Annotated in this window: 13 protein-coding genes, 1 pseudogene and 1 riboswitch; all 14 genes and pseudogenes read right to left on the bottom strand. The window is 39.3% G+C overall.

Going from position 1 to position 24,295, the window contains the following annotated elements; genetic code table 11:
* Positions 1–4,213, bottom strand: a 4,213-nt coding sequence (locus tag HMPREF0873_RS09015; RefSeq protein ID WP_008715694.1) for an ESPR-type extended signal peptide-containing protein, incomplete at its 3' end; no start/stop codon positions are given.
* A gap of 512 nt (positions 4,214–4,725) precedes the next feature.
* On the bottom strand, positions 4,726–5,697 hold the full coding sequence (locus tag HMPREF0873_RS09010; protein WP_229039639.1) for a biotin-dependent carboxyltransferase family protein: 972 nt from the start codon (positions 5,695–5,697) through the stop codon (positions 4,726–4,728).
* 37 nt (positions 5,698–5,734) lie between these two features.
* A complete protein-coding gene (gene pxpB / locus HMPREF0873_RS09005) occupies positions 5,735–6,478 on the bottom strand; it encodes a 5-oxoprolinase subunit PxpB (RefSeq protein ID WP_038125839.1) in 744 nt (247 codons plus the stop codon).
* 74 nt (positions 6,479–6,552) lie between these two features.
* Positions 6,553–7,749 carry an NRAMP family divalent metal transporter gene (locus HMPREF0873_RS09000; protein WP_008602694.1) on the bottom strand — a complete coding sequence of 399 codons (1,197 nt, stop codon included), beginning with the start codon at positions 7,747–7,749 and terminating at the stop codon, positions 6,553–6,555.
* A gap of 128 nt (positions 7,750–7,877) precedes the next feature.
* A complete protein-coding gene (locus tag HMPREF0873_RS08995; RefSeq protein WP_008715691.1) occupies positions 7,878–8,645 on the bottom strand; it encodes a LamB/YcsF family protein in 768 nt (255 codons plus the stop codon).
* Positions 8,646–8,956: 311 nt separating this feature from the next.
* Positions 8,957–9,475: a thiamine phosphate synthase gene (gene thiE / locus HMPREF0873_RS08990; protein ID WP_008715687.1), complete on the bottom strand. Its 519-nt coding sequence runs from the start codon at positions 9,473–9,475 to the stop codon at positions 8,957–8,959.
* The gene (gene thiF, locus HMPREF0873_RS08985; protein WP_012864005.1) at positions 9,476–10,114 is read right to left on the bottom strand and encodes a sulfur carrier protein ThiS adenylyltransferase ThiF; all 639 of its coding nucleotides are present in this window, start codon (positions 10,112–10,114) and stop codon (positions 9,476–9,478) included.
* A 12-nt stretch (positions 10,115–10,126) separates the two neighbouring features.
* Entirely contained in the window at positions 10,127–11,227 is a 1,101-nt protein-coding gene (gene thiH, locus HMPREF0873_RS08980; protein WP_008715682.1) for a 2-iminoacetate synthase ThiH, read from the bottom strand.
* Between the two features lie 9 nt (positions 11,228–11,236).
* The gene (locus HMPREF0873_RS08975; protein ID WP_004698374.1) at positions 11,237–12,007 is read right to left on the bottom strand and encodes a thiazole synthase; all 771 of its coding nucleotides are present in this window, start codon (positions 12,005–12,007) and stop codon (positions 11,237–11,239) included.
* 1 nt (position 12,008) lies between these two features.
* Positions 12,009–12,206 (bottom strand): sulfur carrier protein ThiS, encoded by a 198-nt coding sequence (gene thiS / locus HMPREF0873_RS08970; RefSeq protein ID WP_004695635.1) that lies wholly within the window; start codon positions 12,204–12,206, stop codon positions 12,009–12,011.
* Between the two features lie 23 nt (positions 12,207–12,229).
* Positions 12,230–13,534 (bottom strand): phosphomethylpyrimidine synthase ThiC, encoded by a 1,305-nt coding sequence (gene thiC / locus HMPREF0873_RS08965; protein ID WP_008715680.1) that lies wholly within the window; start codon positions 13,532–13,534, stop codon positions 12,230–12,232.
* 78 nt (positions 13,535–13,612) lie between these two features.
* A riboswitch (TPP riboswitch) is annotated at positions 13,613–13,720 on the bottom strand.
* A gap of 77 nt (positions 13,721–13,797) precedes the next feature.
* Positions 13,798–15,951, bottom strand: a complete 2,154-nt coding sequence (locus HMPREF0873_RS08960; protein ID WP_004698322.1) for an ATP-dependent Clp protease ATP-binding subunit — start codon at positions 15,949–15,951, stop codon at positions 13,798–13,800.
* 292 nt (positions 15,952–16,243) lie between these two features.
* Positions 16,244–23,689 carry an ESPR-type extended signal peptide-containing protein gene (locus HMPREF0873_RS08955; RefSeq protein ID WP_008715677.1) on the bottom strand — a complete coding sequence of 2,482 codons (7,446 nt, stop codon included), beginning with the start codon at positions 23,687–23,689 and terminating at the stop codon, positions 16,244–16,246.
* Between the two features lie 468 nt (positions 23,690–24,157).
* Positions 24,158–24,295 (bottom strand): annotated as a pseudogene (locus tag HMPREF0873_RS08950) (IS200/IS605 family transposase); the annotation flags it as partial.

Below are 24,295 nucleotides of genomic sequence, written 5' to 3'. Positions count from 1 at the left end.
CTTTCTTAGTAGAAATGGTGAAGTCCTTACCATTTTGAGTAATAGAAATGTTATCACCATCGATAAACTTAACAGTGTTACCACCTTCAACCTTTTCAGCCATCTCATTATTAGCGACTACATTCCAAGCTGCTAAGTCCTTAACTTGTTGCTTACCGTCAGGGGTCAAATTACTCAAATCTCGATCAGCTGCATTGTCGACCTTACCTTTAGTTGCATCATCAAGTTTAACGGTTACATCGTCACCATTAGCAACCGTAGTAAGACCATTTTCACCTTTCACATTGAATTTCACATCACCTGTGCTCAAGGATTTTTCATCGGTAGAACCAGAGTTACCACCTAAGGAAATCTTACGGCCAATAGCTGTCGTGTTTTTGTCGATGTTAGCTTTATTGATTGCGATGTTATCTTTGTTGGTTGAAATGTCAGCTTTGTTTGTAGCAATGTCGCCAGTATTCTTATCAATTGCCGTTTTATTATCGGCTATTTTTTGTTTGTTGTCTGCAATATTATCCTTATTAGTAGCAATATCTGTTTTATTCGCAGCAATATTGTCTTTGTTAGTAGCAATATCTACTGCATTTTTATCAATTGCCGTTTTATTGTCAGCTATTTTTTGCTTGTTATCTGCAATGGCATCAGCATTTTTGCCAATCTTATCTGTATTATCAGTGATATTGGCTTTATTTTCCGCTACTTGATCATCAACATGTTTCAATTGGTCTTCTGTGGCTGCACGACCAGATACAGGTTGTGTTTGACCTGGAACCCACGCAGTGTTCGTCAAGCCTGTTACTTGAGGTGTTTCAACTCCAGTTGTCGCTTTAACCTTTGGCGCTGTAATCGTTTGAGTAGCTGTTACCGTATCAAAGGTTACATCTTTTTTAGTAGAAATGGTGAAGTCCTTACCATTTTGAGTAATAGAAATGTTATCCCCATCGATAAACTTAACTGTATTACCACCTTCAACCTTTTCAGCCGTTTCATTATTAGCGACTACATTCCAAGCTGCTAAATCCTTAACTTGTTGTTTACCATCAGGAGTCAAATTGCTCAAATCTCGATCAGCTGCATTATCGATTTTGCCTTTAGTCGTATCATCGAGTTTAACAGTCACATCGTCGCCATTAGCAACAGTCGTAAGACCATTTTCACCTTTCACATTGAATTTCACATCACCTGTGCTCAAAGATTTTTCATCAGTCGAACCAGAGTTACCACCTAAAGAAATCTTACGACCGATAGCTGTCGTGTTTTTGTCGATGTTAGCTTTATTGGTTGCGATGTTATCCTTATTAGTTACAATATCACTAGCATTTTTAGTGATAGCCGCTTTGTTATCAGCAATATTTTGTCTATTGGTAGCAATATTGTCAGTATTTTTAGTGATTGCAGTTTTATTATCAGCTATTTTTTGCTTGTTATCTGCAATGGCATCAGCATTTTTGCCAATCTTATCTGTATTATCAGCGATATTGGCTTTATTTTCTGCTACTTGATCATCAACATGTTTCAATTGGTCTTCTGTGGCTGCACGACCAGATACAGGTTGTGTTTGTCCCGGAGTCCATGCAGTGTTGGTCAAACCTGTTACTTGAGGAGTTTCAACCCCAGTTGTCGCTTTAACCTTTGGCGCTGTAATCGTTTGAGTAGCTGTTACCGTACCAAAGGTTACGTCTTTTTTAGTGGAAACGGTGAAGTCCTTACCATTTTGAGTAATAGAAATGTTATCACCATCAATAAATTTAACAGTGTTACCACCTTCAACCTTTTCAGCCGTCTCATTATTAGCTACAACATTCCAAGCTGCTAAGTCCTTAACTTGTTGCTTACCGTCAGGGGTCAAATTACTCAAATCTCGATCAGCTACATTGTCAACTTTACCTTTAGTTGCATCATCGAGTTTAACAGTCACATCGTCGCCATTAGCAACAGTCGTAAGACCATTTTCACCTTTCACATTGAATTTCACATCACCTGTGCTCAAAGATTTTTCATCAGTCGAACCAGAGTTACCACCTAAAGAAATCTTACGACCGATAGCAGCAGTATTTTGGGCAATATTAGCTTTATTAGAAACAATATCCCCTTTGTTTGTAGCAATTTCACCCGCATTTTTGTCAATTGCTGTTTTATTGTCAGCAATTTTTTGCGTATTCGCAGCAATACTGTCCTTATTGGCAGCAATATCTGTTTTGTTTGTTGCAATATCACCTGCATTTTTAGCTATTGCAGTTTTATTTGTATCAATAGCAATTTTGTTAGCTTCAGCTTTATCATCAACTTTTTTCAATTGAGATACATTGACAGCATCTTTATCAGCAACACCATCTGCTACATTAGCAACTTTCAAATTCCCAGCATTGATACCTTTATCACCATCAATTTTAACAGTTTCATTACCGCCAGCATTATTGAAAGAAGCACTGTTTAATTTAGAAAGATCTTTTTTCAAAGCTACAGAGATTTTCTTATCATTTCTAGCAACCGCAACATTATCGTCACCAGAAAAATCTACTGTATTACCTTTTTCAACCGCTACTGGTGTAGCTTCACCATTAGCAGAAAGATTCCAACCATATTTGTTTTGATCAATCGCTTGATTAATCGCATTAGCTACATTAGCAGAATCCGCCATACCAGCCGAGGCTGTAGCGCTACCATTTGCTACAGTAATGTCTTGCTTTTTACCAGAAACTGTAATTTTCTTACCATTAGCTGTAGTGCTAATGTATGTATTATCACCATTTACAGCCAATTTACTATTAGCAAGGTTCACATCGCCTGTACCAGTATCACCTGTAAAAGCTAGATTAACACTCTTTAATTGCGCCACGTTTACTGCGTCTGTATCAGCAGTACCTGCAGCAACATAGTTAATTTGACGTGTTTGGTTTATCGTACCAACAGCAACACCACCTAATTTAGACGTTAGGGCGGCACCACTTAAACCAGCATATATATCTGTACGACTAGCATTAACATTATATCCCGCTACGCCTGAAGCAATATCAGCTATAGATTTTGAGCCAACAGCTACACCATCTACTACTTTACCTCTGGCGCCATCACCAACAGCCACAGAACGACTTGCAGATGCGTCTGTTGCGGCATTTGGGCCAATAGCAATAGAATTATCGGCCGTAGCACCAGTATTATCTTTATTAGCAACATCAGAAGATTTTATAGATATATATTTATAAGCGATTTGGTCTACAATAGCGCTAAGTTGAGAGCCATTAATTGCATCTGTGGAAGTAGCACTTACTTCACCAGGAGCCACATGTTTCAACTGACGTTCATACCCTTTAGAACCAAAAGATACAACGTCACCTGGCAATGTTTTATCACCACCAGCCCAGGAAGCAACAACGTTATTTGGCAATGTATAGCTAGATTGTTTTGTACCGCCTACATCAGTGTTAGAACCACCACCGATGGCAATAGCATTATCACGATTTGCCCTAGCCCCTGTGCCAATAGCAATAGCATTTGTTACATCATTATTGGCTTGACCAGAAGCCCCACTAGAAGTTCCTGATAAACGATCCTTCGCATTTGCACCTGTACCAATGGCAATGCCCACATTGCCTGACTGACCTTTCATCCCTAATGTGATACCAGATTCACCAGCCGTCGCCATTGTAAACATTGGGGTTCTCATATCAAAGCCAGTTAAGCTTTGAACAGCACTACGCAAATCCCCAATTTGAGTCGCTCCACCACTTGTAGTGTAAATAACTTTTACACCATCAGCTTTAACTACATCATCGCCACCAATAACAATAGAAGAATGTCCTTTGGCTAGTGTATTTCCCCCGATGGCAATTGCTTGTTCTCCAATTACTCTTGCACCTTCATTAGCAGTATTACCACCACCAATAGCGATTCCTTGTGGGCTACCAGCAGCAACACTAGAATTAGAACCAATAACAACAGAATTTCCACCAGCAGCTGCTGCATTATAACCAAAACCTACAGCTTTATCACCTTTAACAGAAGCATTAGGCCCCAAGCCTACTGCTGTTGCAGGCAGATTCGAAGGCACATCATTTGACGCCATAGAGATGCTAGCATTAGACATTGCTAATGCAGCAAAGATAGTTGCTACAACAATTTTCTTTTTTCCGCTATTATTCTTAGCGAACTCAGATACTACTACGTAACAATTTTTTGATTTGCTCCAAACCACTTTGAAAATCTTATTCATATTTTCTCCTATAAACTATATTAATGCTCCCTTTATGCTTCTTCATATGATAAATCATATGAGAATTTCAAATTTTTCAATATATTAAGTATATCAAAACCTTTAATATACTATCAAGCTTTTTCATTTATTTTTCACAATTATAGGTATTGCAAAAACAGCGTAGTAATAAGCTTTATAGTGATTCATGTCACAAATTTATATTAAATACGGGCTTATTTTATACCATACTAAAGAGATAAAATGAATATAAACTCATAATCAATTATTTAAACTTCGTTTATGAGATTATAGATACTAAAAAAATATCTTTACAGCTAGATATTACGGACTAAATCGCATATCATCACTACAGAGATAATTACTTCATTAAAATCATATAAAACACTAGATATTTCCCTTAGCCAATAGCTGATTTACTACAATTTTCAAAGAAAAAAGCTATCTCATAGAAATAACAATCTACAAGATAGCTTTATTGCTAGTTTATATAATTAAATAGGGAAAACCAATTAAGTTACATTAAAGGCATATACACTTTGCTCGTGTGCTAATTGTATACGCTTATGTAAGCGTTTCATATATGTACGATATATCGCTTGTGCTTCTTCGACAGATACGATATCAAAATGAATTCCATCCCCCACTGGTAATTGGCTTAACCTAGGTAAATCTGCCGTAATCACAGTGCCAATCTTTGTATAGCCACCTGTTGTTTGCCGATCTGCCATGAGCACTATAGGGTTTCCATCAGAAGGAACTTGGATAGAACCAAATACAGCGCCATCGGAGATAATATCTGCACCATCTATATGCTCTATAACAGGGCCATCCAAGCGAAAGCCCATGCGATCACATTGTACAGTCAATGTATATATTTTACTACCAAAGGTCCTAATCCCTTTCTCTGTAAAATACTTTGCTTGATTTCCGAGAACAACACGCAAAGGTTCGTGACACTCACGACCGCCGCGGTTATATAAAGCAGTATTGAATAAGTTATGACCACCATAGAAGTCGCACACATTCACTTCGTCTCTAGTAAATGCTTTAATGCCAAACTGATCGCCCGCTTGTAATGAACGCCCCTCAAAACCACCTATTTTAGCCTTTGTATGAGTCGATACGCTACCGTTAATAGCAGGAACATCGATACCACCAGAGAAAGCAATATACATACGCACTCCACATTGGCTGAAGCCACCAGAAATGATATCCCCTTCGTGACAAATAAAAGGTATATATCTAGGCACGACTAAATTGTTAATGGTTGGGTGCATGTCGGCCCCTGTAAAAGCAACAATACATGTACCTTGAACAGTTAGCGTAGGAGGTAACACGGTACATTCTAAAGCACCTAGCGGTTCCTTGTTTCCTACTAGAGCCTGTCCCAAGAGATAGCTTTCACTATCCATAGGACCTGCCACAGGCATACCATATTGTTGAAAGCCAATACGCCCTAAATCTTGAATCGTTGTATACATACCCGGAGCATCTACGCGGATTAAAGCGCGTTGAAACTCATTTATATCCACGTAAATCACCACTTTCTATTTCATATATAGATGGAATATATTCCATACCCAAGGATTTAATCCTATGGAATTCGTTTTCATCGATAGGCACATAACGAACGTAGTCCCCTGCCCTTAATAATGCAGCTTGCTTTTTAGACATGTCATACATAGTCAAAGGTGTGCGTCCAATAATCTGCCAGCCCCCTGGAGAATCTGATGGATATGTGCCAGTCTGTTCTCCTGCAATACCTACAGACCCGGCAGGAATCAAAGTTCTTGGCGAAGACAAGCGCGGAGTTGCAATGCGAGGATCCATCCCACCTAAGTAAGTAAAACCAGGAATAAAACCTAACATATAAACCAAATAATCAGTACCACTATGAATGGATACAACTTCAGCTTCACTTATATGATTGTGAGAGGCTACAAAACCTAGATCTGGACCATACTCGCCACCGTATATGGTCGGGATTTCAACAATCGTAACACGTTCATTTCCGCTGTCTGTTACAGATTCTTGTAATATTGGATTAAGAGTTCCACAAATGTCGGAATACGTATATACCATTGCATCATATTGAACAAGCAATGCACAGTATGTAGGAACTAGTTCAATAATTCCATCTAGCTGTAAGAGTTTAATCTGCTCTATAACTTGTCGGATTTGTCGATTAATCTTTGGATCGATTGCTTGACCAAAATCAATAGAGATAGCGCAATCCCCTACAGGTGAAATTGTAGGTTTCATATGTACCTCCTGCTATAACTAGAAAGGACCATCACATTCAAGATGAACGTAATGGTGCTTTCACAGATAATTAATTAACCTAGTAACTTAGCAATACCTTTTAAAGATGTAACACCAATGTAAGATGTTACGAGCACTACAATCCACCCTGTATAATATAAAAGTTTATTGTGTTTATATGTTCCTACGATTTCAGATTTATGAGTTGCGACAAGCATAACTGCCAATGTAACAGGTAATATTAACCCATTTACAGAACCAGCTAAAATCAATAGAGATGCTGGTTTACCAATAAAAATCAGGATACATGTGGAAATAAAGATAAATGCCATAATAGTCAATTTTTCATTTCGTTCTACCACCTTAAACAATGTTTTTAAAAAGGATACTGATGTATAGGCAGCCCCTACTACAGAGGTCAATGCGGCACAGAAGAACACTATACCGAATAATTTATGCCCGATTTCACCAGCTCCTAAAAGAAAAGCAGAACCAGCTGGATCCTTAGCATCTAGTACAAATCCCATAGATACCACACCAAGAACAGCTAAGAATAATAATATACGAACTAGCGCATCAACAGACATGCCCATAATAGCTGCACGACGTACATCCTTTAAATGTTCTTGACCTGTAATACCAGCATCAATAAGGCGGTGACCACCAGAGAATGTTATATATCCACCTACGGTCCCTCCAATAAGAGTTATCGTAGCAAGCCACGGATAATTCGTAGGTACTATCGCATGAGTCACTGCTGTCCCTACTGGGGGATTCGTTGAAAATGCTACATAAGCAATGAGGACGAGCATAACCGTACCGAGTACTTTAGCCGTATTATCTAGAACACCACCCATCTTCTTAGATGTAAATAGTAAGATGCCCAAAATACCACTAATAGCGGCTGCTGTTGTTGTGTCGATACCAAATATAATATTGAGGCCCATAGAAGCACCACCAATATTACCGATATTAAAGGCTAATCCACCAAGGGAAATTAAAAATGCCACTATATACCCAAGGCCTGGTAATACCTTATTCGCAATATCTTGACCGCGCATTTGGGATACACCAATAATTGTCCACACATTAAGCTGTGCAATAATAGAGAAAATAACGGATATAACGATAGCAAATGCAAAGTCTGCTTTCAACTCATTTGTAAACGCTGCTGTTTGCAACATAAAGCCAGGCCCAATAGATGACGTGGCCATTAAGAAAGCTGCCCCTAATAGGACAGAGAAACTCGCTTTACCTGTAATTGGTTTCATAGGAACCTCCAAAATAATAATTAATCTATGTCATACTTATTGCTTAAAGCTCATACTTGCTTTTAATACTTATATTCGTATTTTCTGTTAGTATTAATTAAGCATTTATTTTAATGTTCTTAATAGTGTTATCGGTTTTGAAAATTCGCCACCGTTATACCAGCTTTTGATAGCTCTTCCCAAATATACTTTGTGAAAGCTATCGCTTCAGGATTATCTCCATGAACACATATGGAGTCAGCCACAATATCAATGGTCTTCCCCGTATTAGTAACAACCTTACCCTTTGTAACCATCATGAGAACTCGGTCTAAAGCCTCTTGCGGGTCTTTGATGAAAGCACCTACTTCTGTACGAGGGACCAATGTTCCCTCCTCTGTATAGCCACGATCGGCAAACACTTCCTGTATAACAGGAATGCCTCGTCGCTGTGCCTCTTGAGCAATATAGCTACCACTCAATACCATGGCCGCGATATTAGGATTTACCGCTTGTAAACCATCTAAAATTGCATCGGCTAGTACAGGCGTAACACAGGCTGTATTGTAAAAAGCACCATGTAATTTCATATGCTGTAAAGTAATGTCATAACTATCACAAAAAGCTTGAAGTGCACCTAGTTGGTACATCATATAGGCTTTTGCCTCAGCAGGACTTACTGCCATCGCACGACGACCAAATCCCATCAAATCTGGATAACCAGGATGCGCCCCTACGGCAACTCCTTTTTCTTTACATATGCGGACAGTCGCATCCATAATAAGAGGATCTCCAGCGTGCCAACCACAAGCAATATTAGCACTTGTTACGTGATTTAATACTTCACTATCCATGCCTAATGTATAGTTACCAAAACTTTCGCCTAAATCACTATTTAAATCTACATAATGAGACATATACTATTACCTCTTCATCTTCATTTATTTTATAAATTCTATAGAATATCGAATTTAATGATACGATTATACTAAACAAATCGATACGTTAGCAATGATTTTTATCATGTATACAAAATTCTTTTATAACCAAAAAAACCACAAGATTTTAATCTTGTGGTTTGTATGTAAACTCAATTTTTTATCTGACTCTACTATATCCAGTCATAAGCTCATAAACCGTATTTTGTATATTGTCCGACTCTGTTATTTCAGAAACGGCACAAATAAAATCGGGATGCGCTTGCCAAACGATATCAGTATTTGTCGTTTTAATCCCCCCCAATAGCAACAATAGGAAACTTACTAAATTGCTTTGCCCAATATACATAAGAAATTCCTACAGGATTAGCATTAGGTTTTGTCTGTGTAGAAAAAATAGGCCCTACCCCAATATAATCAATAACACCTGTATATCTGTTTGCCACTTTTAGGTCAGATATACTATGGGTTGACCAGCCAATCAACATATTAGGCCCTACAATTCGTCTTACCGTATTGGGCGGCAAATCAGCTTGCCCAATATGAACACCATCAGCATGTACAGCCAGCGCAAGATCAACATAATCATCAATAATTAATAGAGCATGATAATTAGAGGTCAATCGTCTCAAAATCATAGCCTCCTGATATCGCAGAATAGGTGTTTTTCCCTTTTCACGATATTGAATAATTCGTATCCCTGCGCTTAGCATATCTTTCACAAGCGGAACCACATCTCGAGTACCGCCCGTAATTCCATAAATAGGGCAAGCATTCATTACCTCTGTTAGTTTGTCTTTTCGATTCACCTATTTCACCTCATTAGACATGGTCTTCTCTAGTAAAAGTGATAACGCTAGATCCGCCTGTTTTGCAGCAGCAATAGCTACACGTGGCGCATAAGGATACGCATTGTCTACACCGGAATGCTCGTCACCAACAATATACAAATTTTTACCTAGCTTTTTAGTTCGTAACGCATCGGAATTACCGATTCCAGCTAATCCGGATACCATGATTTTAGGTATATATACTGAAATTGTAGCCTCTAAAAACATAGATTTAGCTTCTACAGTATCAAAGGCTTCTATCAAAATATCGGCTTTTTTATAGATTTCAGGTATATTCTCGATTGTCAATTTATCCTTATAAACCGTAACGATAACATTTGAATTAATGGCAGTTAACACATCTTGTAAAGCCTCTACCTTATACTGCCCCACATGACTCGAAAAATAGTATTGCCGATTTAAATTACTTAGCTCTACAATGTCATAATCTGCAATAATTAGATTTCGAATACCGCTACGGACAAGATTAACCGCACAATTGGATCCCAATCCGCCAGCACCTAAAACGCCTACTACTGAACTCTGCAATTTACGAAACTCCTCAGAACTATAGAAGTGAGATATAGCCGTTTCAAATTCGTTATTCATATGAGCCATACACATATCTCCTCATAGTGCCTGCCAATCTTTATAAATAGGTTGGTATCCATTATTTTCGAGCATTGCAGCCATTTCACTTACGCTGCGATTATCACTAATTGTAAATTGGCTAGAATCATCTTGTTTTGTATGTCCCCCTACAGAGGTTGTTACGCCAGCAGAAAGTTTTGTAATCCCAAGTCTCACCAGATTATCACGCATATACTTGCTTTCACGAGAGGAAAGCGTAATTCCCACACGGGGGAACAAAAGACGCAAAGCCAAAATATATTGAACCAATGCCGTATCATCTACAGGATATTTTGGAGAATAACCTACTGCACAAGGTCGAATTCTTGGAACGGAAACAGATAATTCTACATCTGGATAATGTTGCATAAGGTAATTGAGATGTAACATCGTCTTGTATGCCTCTCGACGCCATTCATCAAGACCCATTAAAGCACCAATATTGACCACTCTAAATCCAGCCTGACAAGCCAACTCAGGCGTATCAATCCGCTTTGCAAAATCACTCTTAGGCCCAAATGGATGTAATTGCGCATACAACGTCGGATTATATGTCTCTTGGAACATCGTCATTCCATCCGCTCCAACTGTGACTAATCCTTTATATTCCTCTAGCGTAAGCGAATACACCTCGACACTAACGCTACTAAAAATAGGAACCAATTTTTCTACGGCAGCTTGTATATATGACGGTGGACTACAAGATTTAGATTCACCAGTTAACACTAAAACTTGCTCTAATCCCGTTTCAGCGATTGCTTTCGCCTCAAGCTCAATATCTTCTAAACTTAGCTTTTCACGGGCAATTCCACTATGATGACTATATCCACAATAAACACAACCATTGTCGCAATAGTTTGAAATGTACATAGGCGTGAACAGTTGTATGGTATAACCAAATTGCTGTACCGTCCGCTTATGAGCTATCTGCGCCATATCTTCTAAATACAGCAGGGCTTGAGGTGATAATAGAATAAGTGCATCCTCAATAGTTAGTACTGATTTAGAGAGTGTTGAAAGTATTTCATCATCAGTTATAGCCTCTAATGTTTCAGCTATATCTTCGTCGTAAACGCTTGAAAGTACATCTATAAATGACATATCATCACCCTACTTTCGCAAGAAACCAGTTAATGGTGAAGATGCACTACCTACAGACTTCTTAGGTGCACATTTTGCAAGATATGCCTTACGACCAGCCTCTACAGCATGATAAAAAGCCTCTGCCATGCCTACTGGGTCCGAACTCGTAGCAATAGCCGTATTAACAAGAACAGCACTAGCCCCCATTTCCATAGCTATTGTTGCATCAGAAGGACGTCCTATCCCCGCATCAACAATAATAGGCACATCAATAGAGTTGATTAAAATCTCTATCAATCCTTTTGCTTCAAGTCCACGATTACTACCTATAGGCGAAGCGAGGGGCATAACACAACTAGCACCAGCATCTACTAGTCGCTTTGCATCCATCAAATTAGGACTCATATAAGGAAAGACTATAAACCCTTCCTTTGCCAACACCTCGGTGGCTTTAATAGTCTCTAAATTATCGGGCATCAAATACATCTGATCTTGAATGACTTCAATCTTAATCAAATCACCACAGCCTAATGCTTTTGCCATACGTGCAATGCGTATAGCCTCATCTGCATTTCTAGCACCCGATGTATTCGGTAATAAATGCATTGTACCAGGGATATAGTTTAATATATCCTCCTCGCTTTGCGTTGTACCTACTCGCCTAAGAGCAACTGTCACAATATCTGATTGTGATGCTACTAATGCATCATGCATCAAATTATAGGATGCATATTTCCCTGTCCCCACTAACAAGCGACTAGAAAATGTTGTATTACCTACAGCAAATGAATCCAACATATCAACCACCTCCTACAAAGCTAACGATTTCTAATCTATCAGCAGCCGTTAATTTAGTGGTTGTATACGTTTCCTTACTAAGAATCTCACCATTAAGCTCAACTACAAAGTGTTTACCGGTATACCCTAATTCATTAAGAACCAAATGAAGTTGCTCGTTTGAAACCTGCTTTGGCTCTCCATTAACAATCAAATCCATAGTGACCTCCCATATGAAAAAGCTTATAAAATATCAATATATTCTTCTTGTAAAGCTTTATTCATACTGCGTACAGCACAGAACTTGCCACACATCGAACAGGTTTCACTATGATCTTCCTCCGGTGCTCTACTTTCACGAATAGAACGAGCCCGTTCAGGATCAAGGGCACAAGCATATTGTGCCTCCCAATCGAGAACTTGACGTGCTTTAGCCATAGTGTCATCTATATCTCTTGCATTAGGAATACCACGAGCAATATCTGCAGCATGCGCCGCTATTTTGAAAGCCATAATTCCGTCTTTTACATCATCTGCATTTGGTAAGGCTAAATGTTCCGCTGGTGTAACATAGCACAAGAATGACGCACCATGCATACCCGCTACAGCGCCACCAATAGCAGCCGTAATATGGTCATAGCCTGGAGCAATATCTGTTACGAGCGGTCCCAACACATAGAATGGCGCTCCATCACACAAGGATTCTTGAACTTCCATATTCATTTGTATTTGATGTAAAGGTACATGCCCAGGTCCTTCAATCATAGCTTGTACACCATATTGTTTCGCTCGTTTTGCCAATTCACCAAGCCTTACAAGCTCTTCAATTTGGCACACATCAGTTGCATCCGCTAAGCAACCTGGACGACAAGCATCACCTAAAGACAAAGTAACATCATATTCTTTGCAAATCTTTAAGATTTCATCAAAGTATTCGTAGAATGGATTTTCATGACCTGTCATGCTCATCCACGCAAATACCAAACTGCCTCCACGACTAACAATATTGAGCAACCGTTTATGATTCTTGATTTGATCTATTGTTTTTCTCGTAATACCACTGTGGATAGTAATAAAATCTACACCATCTTGAGCGTGTAATCGGATAGTGTCCAAGAAGTCTTGAGCCGTTAATTCACCCAAATCTTTTTGATGATGAATGACACTATCATAAATAGGCACCGTACCAATCATTACTGGCGATGTCTCAATTAATTTACGTCTAAAAATACGAGTGTCACCATGAGTGGAAAGATCCATGATCGACTCTGCGCCAAGTCTAATAGCTCGATTAACCTTTTCAATTTCACTATCATAATCAGTGACGTCTTTCGATGTACCTAAATTAACATTGACTTTAGTTCTAAGACGCTTACCAATCCCCTCAGGCGAAATACTAGTATGTTGCTTGTTACAAGGAATAACAACCTTTCCTGCTGCCACTAGTGAACGTAATACGTCTTCATCCATACGTTCTTTTTCCGCGACGACTTTCATTTCCTTCGTAACTACACCAGCCACAGCCGATTCCAATTGTGTCATAAACATTTTTACATCCTCCTATATAAAAGACATATATAGTTAGGTATGCAAAAACGGGTATCGAACAAAATGATCGATACCCGTATTAAGTATTAGCGTGCTTCCTACGCGGGCATGATCCCGATCAGGTATAAAGGTCAGGTGCTCGCAGCCCTTTCTCAGCCTATATAATAGGCTCCCTTGCATACTCACTATATAATTATGCTATTAATATTACTACTTTATTCAGATTTGTCAAATGATTATTCCGACACTTTTACGTCTATTATTTATTTCTCAGCCTTATCTTGGTCTTTGCTATCATCGGAATCTGCTTTTTCAGAGATTACAATATGACCATCCTTAACATCGGCAAGCAAGTGTTTAGCATCGATGTGATCCAAGTAGAAATCTGTTACATTATCGCGGATTTCAGATTCGATAACACGACGTAATGGACGAGCGCCCATAGTTTTGTCATACCCTTGTTCCATCAACAATTCTTTAGCTGCATCTGTTACATCAAGAGTGATGTCTTTTTTAGCTAAAGTTTTATTCACTTGATCAAGCATCAAATCTACAATTTTTTTCAAATCTTCTTTGCTCAATTGATTGAACTCGATAACTGCGTTGAAACGGTTCAAAAACTCTGGACGGAAGAATGGAGCGATGCGTTCCATTACATCTACTTTATTTTCATCATCATTGTCACTACCATAACCAAAACCTGCATTGGATGTAGCGATGATAACAGTATTTTTAAAGTTTACTGTGTTACCTTGACCATCTGTTAAGCGACCATCATCCAATACTTGTAGAAGTAATGTAATAACTTGAGGGTCTGCTTTTTCGATTTCATCGAATAATACGATGGAATAAGGATTACGACGTACGCGTTCAGTCAATGTGTTAGAGTTATCTTCATAACCAACATAACCAGCTGTAGCACCGATTAATTTAGATACGGCTGTGCGATCACTATATTCGGACATATCCAAGCGAATGATTGCATCTTTGTTACCAAACATATCTAGAGCTAATTGTTTAGCTAATTCTGTTTTACCAACGCCAGTAGGACCTACGAATAAGAAGCTACCGATTGGACGGTTGCCTTCGTCAAAGCCTGCACGGTTACGACGGATTGCTTTAGATACAGCTTCTACTGCTTTATCTTGACCAATTACATGAGCTTCTAAACGAGATTTCATGTCTTTCAAGCGTTCGATATCGGATGCCCCCATTTGAGATACAGGAATACCAGTCATTCTTTCAACGGCTTCTGCTACATCGTTAACCTTAGCCACTACCTTTTGATTTTCTGTATGGTTATCAAGCTCTGCTTGTAACTTTTGAATACGCATTTTTTCATTAATCGCAGATTCATAGTCTTCTTTTTGAGCATATTCCTCTTGTTTTGCTTTAGCATCAGCAATATCTGCTTCCAATGTTTTAATATCTGTTACAGGATGTTGAGATGCCAAGTGAGCTGCTGTTACATCGATTAAATCAATAGCTTTATCAGGCAAGCTACGTTGTGGAATATACTGTACGGAATAATCTACAGCTGCTTTCAACACCGCATCTGGCAATTCAATATTATGATGCGCTTCGTACAATGGACGAATGCCTTGTAAGATTTTGAAAGTATCCTCTGCAGATGGCGCGTTTACCTTTACCTCATTAAAACGACGAGCGAGAGCCGCGTTTTTCATGATTGTATTACGGTATTCATCTTGTGTTGTAGCACCAATAACAGTCATTTCACCACGAGACAAAGCAGGTTTTAAGATATCTGCCAAGCCTTTGGAGCCTTGACCATCACCGGTAGAACCAGCACCCAAAATTTGGTGGATTTCGTCGAAGAACAAGATAATATTGCCAGCGGCTTTTACCTCTTTAATAAGGTTTTGAATGTTTTCTTCAAAGGAACCACGGTATTGAGTACCAGCTTCCAATCCGGAAATATCGATGGAAATGATTTCTTTATTTTTAATAGCTGCTGGAACATCACCATTTACAATAGCTTGTGCCAAGCCTTCTACTACTGCAGTTTTACCAACACCAGCATCACCTACAAGTACTGGATTGTTTTTAGTACGACGCGCTAAGATTTCTGCTGTTTCTTGGATTTCTTTATTACGACCAATGACAGGATCGAGTTTACCATCACGAGCTTGTTGAGTTAAGTTTGTCCCCAAACGAGCAAGGATGCCATCTTGTTTAATTTTACCTTGTTGCGCAGCTTGAGCAGCTTGCATTTCCTCATTAGATGGTAATCGACCAGTTTGACGATAAAACGCAAATTCTTCTGGAGTTACTTCGCGACCATTAATCTTATAACTACGTCGTTCCGTGGAATAACCACCCATATTACCCATCAATTGATTAAACAAATCATTCATACTAGAAAATTCATTACCAAAATTGTTAAAGTTGTTGTTCATATATTTTACCCCCTCATACATCATAGAGTTTAACTATTTGACTAATACTATTTTTACTGGGTTTATTTACCCTACGACATTATAATAACCCCTAAAAGTCAAAAAGTCAATAAGTCAAAAGATAAATTTTAAAATATTTTTGACTTTATATTCTAACAACAAAAAAGGTTCCGTATTTCAGTTGAGGCTTATCGTCCATCAACTTCCTACGGAACCTTTTTTCTTTACGACATCGGATAACACTACAAGAATGCTATAGCGAAATTATCGTTTCAATTACTATATTTAGTTATTAACCTTTAGTTGCTAGTAAACTATTAACCATAGCTTTCAACGATTCGATTTCAGCTTGTTGTTTATCCAATACTTCTTTTTGTCTACTATTCTCTTGTTTCAAAGAGGTCATTTCATCCTGCATCACATAAATGGAACTGATTGGACCGCCTTTGTAGCGTTCTGGTACAGCTTTTTTAGCATCGCTGTTACCAAACTTGTGAGTATAGCCGGCATTGATCATATTATGACGTCCACCTACGGAAACACCCACGTTGAACATTGTATCTTCATCAGTATAATGAGCAAGACCTAAAGCTGCTGCACTCTTACCACGATAGTTACCATATCCAGCCATCACTTGAGTTGGTTCTAATGGATCATATTGAATTGGTTTCAACGCTGACATAGCCGCCGCATGAGCGCCTACTCGTTGTGTTTCGGATTCAACATTAGCAATTGCATTAGCAAGCTGAGCATTAGATTTTTTCAATTGACCAAGGTTAACTGCATCTGTATCTGCTGTACCAGCTGCAACGCCCTTGATTTGATTGTTGCCATTATTCAAGCCTTCAGTAGTTAAAGACACTGTACCAGCATTTGAATTTTGCGGATTAGCAGGTGTGATAGTCACGCCAGAGCCATTTACAACAGAAGTATTTCCTGCTGCATCTTTGCTCTTAATAGTGTCGCCTTTCATAACAGTGGATGCACCATTATCGTCCTTCACTTCTACACTGGACAAACCATTTAAATCTTTAGCTAATTGTACTTGCAACTTGCCGTCTTTTGCATTAACGCCGATATTGTTATCAGTCAATTTCGCTGCATCAGCACCACCAACGATTTCAAGTTTTTGATTCAATGTTTTATCGATAACAGTATTTCCGTTATCACCAGCGAAATGCAAGCCGTCGTTCATAGTCGCTACGGTTTCTTTTACAGGATTGCCGTTAGCGTCTTTCGTTTCATAAACAATACGATCTTTACCAGTACCAGTACCTGTCAAGCCGTCAGCACCTTTAGCCGCCGTAATAGATGCATTCGCACCGTCTTTACCACGTACGCCCATAGTACCGTCAGCACCGTTTAATACAACACCTGGTTTATCGTTTGCTACATCGCCTACGGATACACTTTCAAGACCTGTCATGTTTTTATTCAAGGAATACGTGAAAGTTGTACCTGTTTGGTTAATAGTGAGATTATCACCGGCACGGAATTCTACTTCCGTTTTGTCCCCCACTTTAGTAGCTGTGTTATTACCTGTTGCTTGACCTGTACCTGTAGCACTGCTCTTCGCCAACCAGCCGAAGTCCGCTACCTTATCTTCTACGGCCATCACACGAGTATCTACCGCTTGAATTTGGTCTTCTGTCGCTGCTTGACCGCTCACAGGAGCCTGCCCACGAGTCCAAGTCTTATTGGATAAACCGTTCACAGTACCTTTGTTGTCCTTGTTAACAGTTACATCACCCGCTTTGAGGTCTTTACCTTCTACAGTACCTTCCGATGTAATATTGCCTTTAGTCTTGATGCTACCATCAGTACCATTAAGAACGATATTACCATTGCCCAAGTTAACTGTATCCGCCAACTTGATGTCGTAATTTGTATGACCGTCAGCAGGGTCTACGCTTGTTTCCATTACCAAGTTCGGAGTTTCTGTATCTTTCTTATTAACAGATACTGTCGTTTTGGATGCCGCTGCCGCTTTCTTCACATCACCGATGTTTGCCGCATTCGTATCAACATCACCACCACTCGCTACATTGGAGATGACTTTGCCACCATTATTTAAGCCTTCATCAGTAAGAGAGATTTCGTTAGCACCTGGATTAATGGTCATGCCTTTAGGACCGTATTGAGTTGTATTCGTACCGTCTGTCACAGTCGTGCCCTCACCACTAATAGTGGATACAGCATTACCATTTTTGAATTGTGCACTAGTCAAGTCATTCAATTCTTTAGCTAACTGTACATGCAACTTACCGTCTTTCGCATTGACACCGATATTCTTTTCAGACAATTTCGTTGCATCAGCACCGCCAACAATTTCGAGTTTCTCATTTAATGTTTTGTCGATAACAGTATTTCCGTTATCACCAGCAAAATGCAAGCCGTCGTTCATAGTCGCTACGGTTTCTTTTACAGAATTGCCGTTAGCATCTTTCATTTCATAAACAATACGATCTTTACCAGCACCATTACCTGTCAATCCGTCAGCACCTTTAGCCGCTGTAATAGATGCATTCGCACCGTCTTTACCACGTACGCCCATAGTACCTTCAGCACCGTTCAATACAACGCCCGGTTTATCGTTTGCTACATCGCCTACGGATACACTTTCAAGACCTGTCATGTTTTTATTCAAGGAATACGTGAAAGTTGTACCTGTTTGGTTAATAGTGAGATTATCACCGGCACGGAATTCTACTTCCGTTTTGTCCCCCACTTTAGTGGCTGTGTTATTACCTGTTGCTTGGCCTGTACCTGTAGCACTGCTCTTCGCCATCCAGCCGAAGTCCGCTACCTTATCTTCTACGGCCATCACACGAGTATCTACCGCTTGGATTTGGTCTTCTGTCGCTGCTTGACCGCTCACAGGAGCCTGTCCACGAGTCCAAGTCTTATTGGATAAACCGTTCACAGTACCTTTGTTGTCCTTATTAACAGTTACATCGCCCGCTTTGAGGTCTTTACCTTCTACAGTACCTTCGGATGTAATATTGCCTTTAGCCTTAACAGTACCATCTGCACCATCAAGTACAACATTATCATTTCCTAAGTTAACTTTATTTGCCAACTTGATGTCGTAATTCGTATGACCATCAGCAGGATCTACAGTTTCTTCTAGTACCAAGTTCGGAGTTTCTGTATCTTTCTTATTAACAGATACGGTCGTTTTGGATGCTGCTGTCGCTTTCTTCACATCACCAATGTTTGCCGCATTCGTATCAACATCACCACCACTCGCTACATTGGAGATGACTTTACCACCATTGTTTAAACCTTTATCGGTAAGAGATATTTCATTCGCACCTGAATTAATGGTCATGCCTTTAGGACCGTATTGAGTTGTATTCGTACCGTCTGTCACAGTCGTGCCTGCACCACTGATTGTAGACACTGCATTGCCGTTTTTGAATTGAGCGCTAGTCAAGTCATTCAATTCCTTAGACAATTGTACGTGCAACTTACCGTCTTTTGCATTAACACCGATATTGTTATCGGACAATTTCGCTGCGTCAGCACCGCCAACAACTTCTAACTTTTGATTCAATGTCTTATTAATAACTTCAGGATTATTATCGCCACCGAATTGCAAACCGTCTTTTAATGTTGCTACCTGTTCTTCAGTACCAGCTGCATTAGTATAAACGATGCGATCTGCTTGGTCTGTTTTACCTACATGAGCGTCCCCTTTTCCAGTCTTAATAGTTGCCTTTGCACCATCCGGATTCGTGAGACCTAAACTAGTCATATCAGAAATCTCTTTATTTAAGGAGAATGTAATATCTCTACCAGTTTGATTTACATTTAGGTTATTACCTGCTTTAAAAGTCACTGTATCAGAACCTGTTACAGTACTAGTTGAATCACCGGAATGAGTTCCACCATCAGCAGCAGTAGCGACATTCCATGTTGCTAAGGTCTTAACCTTTTGTTCGCCTTCCGGTGTAAGGTTATCTAACTTATTTGTTGCGGCGTTATTGATTTTAGCCTTTGTATCATCATTGATATCAACAGTTACTACCCCATCTACAGCAGTCGTAGCAGTCGTCATAGTACCGTTCTTGAAGTTCAAACCTTTCTTTAATGTAACGGTCTTATCTGCACCATCATTATCCTTATAAGTCAGGATAGTAGATTCTGCTACCTTAGTTGGATCGATTCCAATTTTGTAAGTTGCTGTATCTTTGTCCGCACTAAGCTCAGGTGTCACTGTAATTGGACCATTAGGATCCGCTGCTGCCATTGTAACCGCTTTAACAGCCTCTTGTTTAACTGCTTTTTCTGTCACAGTTACTGTTACATCATCACCAGCTGCAGAAGTCGTTACAAGGCCTGCACCTTTTACATTAAACTTCACATCACCTGTACTTAAGGATTTCTCTGTTGTATTACCTGTATCGCCACCTAAGGAAATCTTACGAGCCAAGGCTGCCGTATTAGTTGCAATGTTCTGCGTATTGGTTGCAATATTACCTTTATTTGCGGCAATTTCTGTAGCATTTTTCGTGATATTGTCCGCATTCTTTGCAATATTGTCCTTATTCTTATCAATATTATCTTTATTCTTAGCAATATTATCTTTATTTGTTGCTACTTGTGTATCAACGGCTTTCAATTGATCTTCTGTTGCCGCACGACCACTAACAGGAGTTGTAGTACCAGGTGTCCAGGACGTATTTGTAAGCCCTTCAACTGCAGGTGCGGTCACCTTTGTCGTAGCTGTTACAGTATTAAAGTTTACATCATTTTTAGTCGCTACAGTAAATGTCTTGCCATTTTGAGTTATAGCAATATTGGATCCATCATTAAATGTAACGGTATCTCCACCTGTTACTGTTTCAGCATTACTGTTATTAGCCTTTACCTTCCATGCGGACAAGCTCTTAACTTTTTGTTCACCATCTGGTGTAAGGTTATCTAACTTATTTGTTGCGGCATTATTGATTTTAGCCTTTGTATCATCATTGATATCAACAGTTACTACCCCATCTGTAGCAGTAGTAGCAGTCGTCATAGTACCGTTCTTAAAGTTCAAACCTTTTTTTAATGTAACGGTCTTATCTGCACCATCATTATCCTTATAGGTCAAGTTAGTAGTCTCAGCTACTTTAGTTGGATTGATACCAACTTTGTAAGTTGCTGTATCTTTGTCCGCGCTAAGCTCAGGTGTCACTGTAATCGAACCATTAGGATCCGCTGCTGCCATTGTAACCGCTTTAACAGCTTCTTGTTTAACTGCTTTTTCTGTCACGGTTACTGTTACATCATCGCCAGCTGCAGAAGTCGTTACAAGGCCTGCACCTTTTACATTAAACTTCACATCACCTGTACTTAAGGATTTTTCTGTTGTGCTACCAGTATTACCACCTAAAGAGATTTTACGAGCCAAGGCTGCCGTATTAGTTGCAATATTACCTTTATTTGTGGCAATTTCTGTAGCATTCTTCGTGATATTGTCCGCATTCTTTGCAATATTATCCTTGTTCTTATCGATATTATCCTTATTCTTAGCAATAGCATCTTTATTTGTTGCTACTTGTGTATCAACGGCTTTCAATTGATCTTCTGTTGCCGCACGACCACTAACAGGAGTTGTAGTACCAGGTGTCCAGGACGTATTAGTAAGCCCTTCTACCGCAGGTGTTGTTACTTTCGTCGTAGCCGTTACAGTATTAAAGTTCACATCATTTTTAGTCGCCACAGTAAATGTCTTACCATTTTGAGTAATAACGATATTGGAGCCATCATTAAATGCAACTGTATCTCCACCTGTTACTGTTTCAGCATTACTATTATTAGCCTTTACCTTCCATGCAGATAAGCTCTTAACCTTTTGTTCACCATCTGATGTAAGATTATCTAGCTTATTTGTTGCCGCATTATTGATTTTAGCCTTTGTATCATCATTGATATCAACAGTTACTACCCCATCTGCAGCAGTAGTAGCAGTCGTCATAGTACCGTTCTTAAAGTTCAAACCTTTTTTTAATGTAACGGTCTTATCTGCACCATCATTATCCTTATAGGTCAACTTAGTAGACTCAGCTACTTTAGTTGGATCGATACCAACTTTGTAAGTTGCTGTATCTTTGTCCGCAGTAAGCTCAGGTGTCACTGTAATTGGACCATTAGGATCCGCTGCTGCCATTGTAACCGCTTTAACAGCTTCTTGTTTAACTGCTTTTTCTGTCACAGTTACTGTTACATCTTTACCAGATGCAGTCGTTTTAGCAAGACCAGCACCTTTAATATTTAAAGTACTATTAGCAAGATTAACATCACCTGTACCAGTATCTCCAGCTACTTTCAAATTCACACTCTTTAACTGTGCCACATTTACAGCATCTGTATCAGCTGTACCAGCAGCCACACCTGTGATTTGACGTGTATTAGTCTCATTACCTACAGCAAAGGCACCTAAAGTAGATGTCAATGCTTTACCGGATAAAGATCCATATTTATCGGTTCTAGAGTCATTTACATTATAGCCTGCTACACCGCTAGCTGTGCTTGCTTTAGACTGTGAACCTACAGCTACACCATTCGCTACAGTAACAGTTGCACCGGTACCTAAAGCAGTCCCTTTAGTAGCAGCAGTTGTTGTAGAAGCATCCGGACCTATAGCCATAGAATCAGTCGCTTCTGCACCTTTATTAGATTTATTCCCAGCCAAATCAGATTTAATAGAAATATATTTAGATAAAGTCTTCTCAGCTATTGCATATAACTGAGAGCCATTCACCGCATCTGTAGAAGTTGCGCTGACAATACCAGGAGCTACATTTTTAAGCTGACGTTCATAACCAGGAGCACCAAAGGATACAACGTCACCAGGCAACACATTTTCACCACCGGCCCAGTTAACCGTATCACCATTGCTCAAAGTATAACTTGTTTGTGCCACACCCGCTGCATCAGTATTAGCACCACCACCGATTGCAATGGAGTTATCCCGATTAGCTTTTGCACCGGCACCAATAGCGATAGCGTTAACTACATTACCAGCCTTACCATCTAGGCGAGTAGCGGAATCCGCCCCCATGCCGAGAGAAAGACCCAAGTCACCAGCTTTAGTTTTCATCCCAATGGCAGTCCCTGCATGACTAGCTGTAGCAGTGATATATTGAGGCAATTGGATATTCGCCAAATCAATAGATGCCTGTCTCAATGTCCCCGTTTTAGCTTGTCCAGTGTTAATATCTGTATAAGTTACAGTTCTAGCGAATGCAACCTCTACGTCATCACCACCGACTACAATAGAGGAATCCCCACTAGCTACAGTATTACCGCCGATAGCAATAGATTGAGAACCCGTTGCTTTAGCACCACTATCATCAGAAGCTCCACCAATAGCAATTGCCTGATCTTCTGTTGCTCGAGAATGTCCACCGATAGAAACACTATTATTACCACTAGCAATAATCCCAGAGCCAATACCAATTGCCCTATACCCATCAACTGAAGAAGTTCTAAATTGACTGCTTGTCCCTATAACTATACTAGACATATTACTTGTAGTTGCATACTGACCGATTTTAATAGAACCTTTGTCTGTTAGCTCCGACGGTAAAGTCGCCCCCATAACATGGGCTGCACTACCAGTTACCGCCAACACAGCAAAAACACTAGTCAATACAGCTTTTTTAGCACTATAGTTATTAGCTATCTCAGACACAACTACATAACACTCTTTGCTTTTACTCCAAATCACCTTGAAAATCTTATTCATGAAACACTCCTATTACAACTATAACCTAGATATCCATTTATAAAACCTCATACATACATATGAAAGCTTATAATTAACCATAATATTAATAATTATATAAGATTTTCAATATAACAATCAAGATAATTTCATTTTCCATTCATGCTTTATCATCATATAAGAATCCAGTATTTACAGTATTATTTTAATTCTTTTTTAGACTTTTGCCATCTTATAAGTACATTATTTTACTCATTCATATATTAGTTTATGAAATTTTATTCATTTTTAATGTAGATTTATCTTTTTACAGTTTTTTTATATGTAACTATGCTAAAAACGCAAATCATAACCACCCGTAGAACGGGTGGTTTGCTCTGACCCTATAAGGGTCTTTCTCTAGTGGTGGCCCTCTAAAGAGGGCATTGAATGATCTGACAACCACTCTATTACCACTGGCTGCCCCCTACTCGGGGGCTTTTATTTTGCCTATTTTACCGGCTCACCCGTAAACGGGTCGGTATACTCTTTAAAGTTTAATGTATCTTGTGCAATATCTTCTTGTAGTTGATTGCGAATATACTCTTTTATCGCTCCTTCATATCGTCCTACCGTATCCACATAATA

Source organism: Veillonella sp. 3_1_44 (assembly GCF_000163715.1).
Taxonomy (GTDB): Bacteria; Bacillota; Negativicutes; order Veillonellales; family Veillonellaceae; genus Veillonella; species Veillonella parvula_A.
Note: the sequence above shows the minus strand (reverse complement) of the source record. Positions and strands in the feature narration are given on the sequence as shown.

Coding starts and splice junctions, on each gene's coding strand:
- HMPREF0873_RS09010 (WP_229039639.1), bottom strand. CDS start 5,697: ATGTATACAACGATTCAAGATTTAGGGCGTATTGGCTTTCAACAATAT.
- pxpB (WP_038125839.1), bottom strand. CDS start 6,478: ATGAAACCTACAATTTCACCTGTAGGGGATTGCGCTATCTCTATTGAT.
- HMPREF0873_RS09000 (WP_008602694.1), bottom strand. CDS start 7,749: ATGAAACCAATTACAGGTAAAGCGAGTTTCTCTGTCCTATTAGGGGCA.
- HMPREF0873_RS08995 (WP_008715691.1), bottom strand. CDS start 8,645: ATGTCTCATTATGTAGATTTAAATAGTGATTTAGGCGAAAGTTTTGGT.
- thiF (WP_012864005.1), bottom strand. CDS start 10,114: ATGGCTCATATGAATAACGAATTTGAAACGGCTATATCTCACTTCTAT.
- thiH (WP_008715682.1), bottom strand. CDS start 11,227: ATGTCATTTATAGATGTACTTTCAAGCGTTTACGACGAAGATATAGCT.
- HMPREF0873_RS08975 (WP_004698374.1), bottom strand. CDS start 12,007: ATGTTGGATTCATTTGCTGTAGGTAATACAACATTTTCTAGTCGCTTG.
- thiS (WP_004695635.1), bottom strand. CDS start 12,206: ATGGATTTGATTGTTAATGGAGAGCCAAAGCAGGTTTCAAACGAGCAA.
- thiC (WP_008715680.1), bottom strand. CDS start 13,534: ATGTTTATGACACAATTGGAATCGGCTGTGGCTGGTGTAGTTACGAAG.
- HMPREF0873_RS08960 (WP_004698322.1), bottom strand. CDS start 15,951: ATGAACAACAACTTTAACAATTTTGGTAATGAATTTTCTAGTATGAAT.
- HMPREF0873_RS08955 (WP_008715677.1), bottom strand. CDS start 23,689: ATGAATAAGATTTTCAAGGTGATTTGGAGTAAAAGCAAAGAGTGTTAT.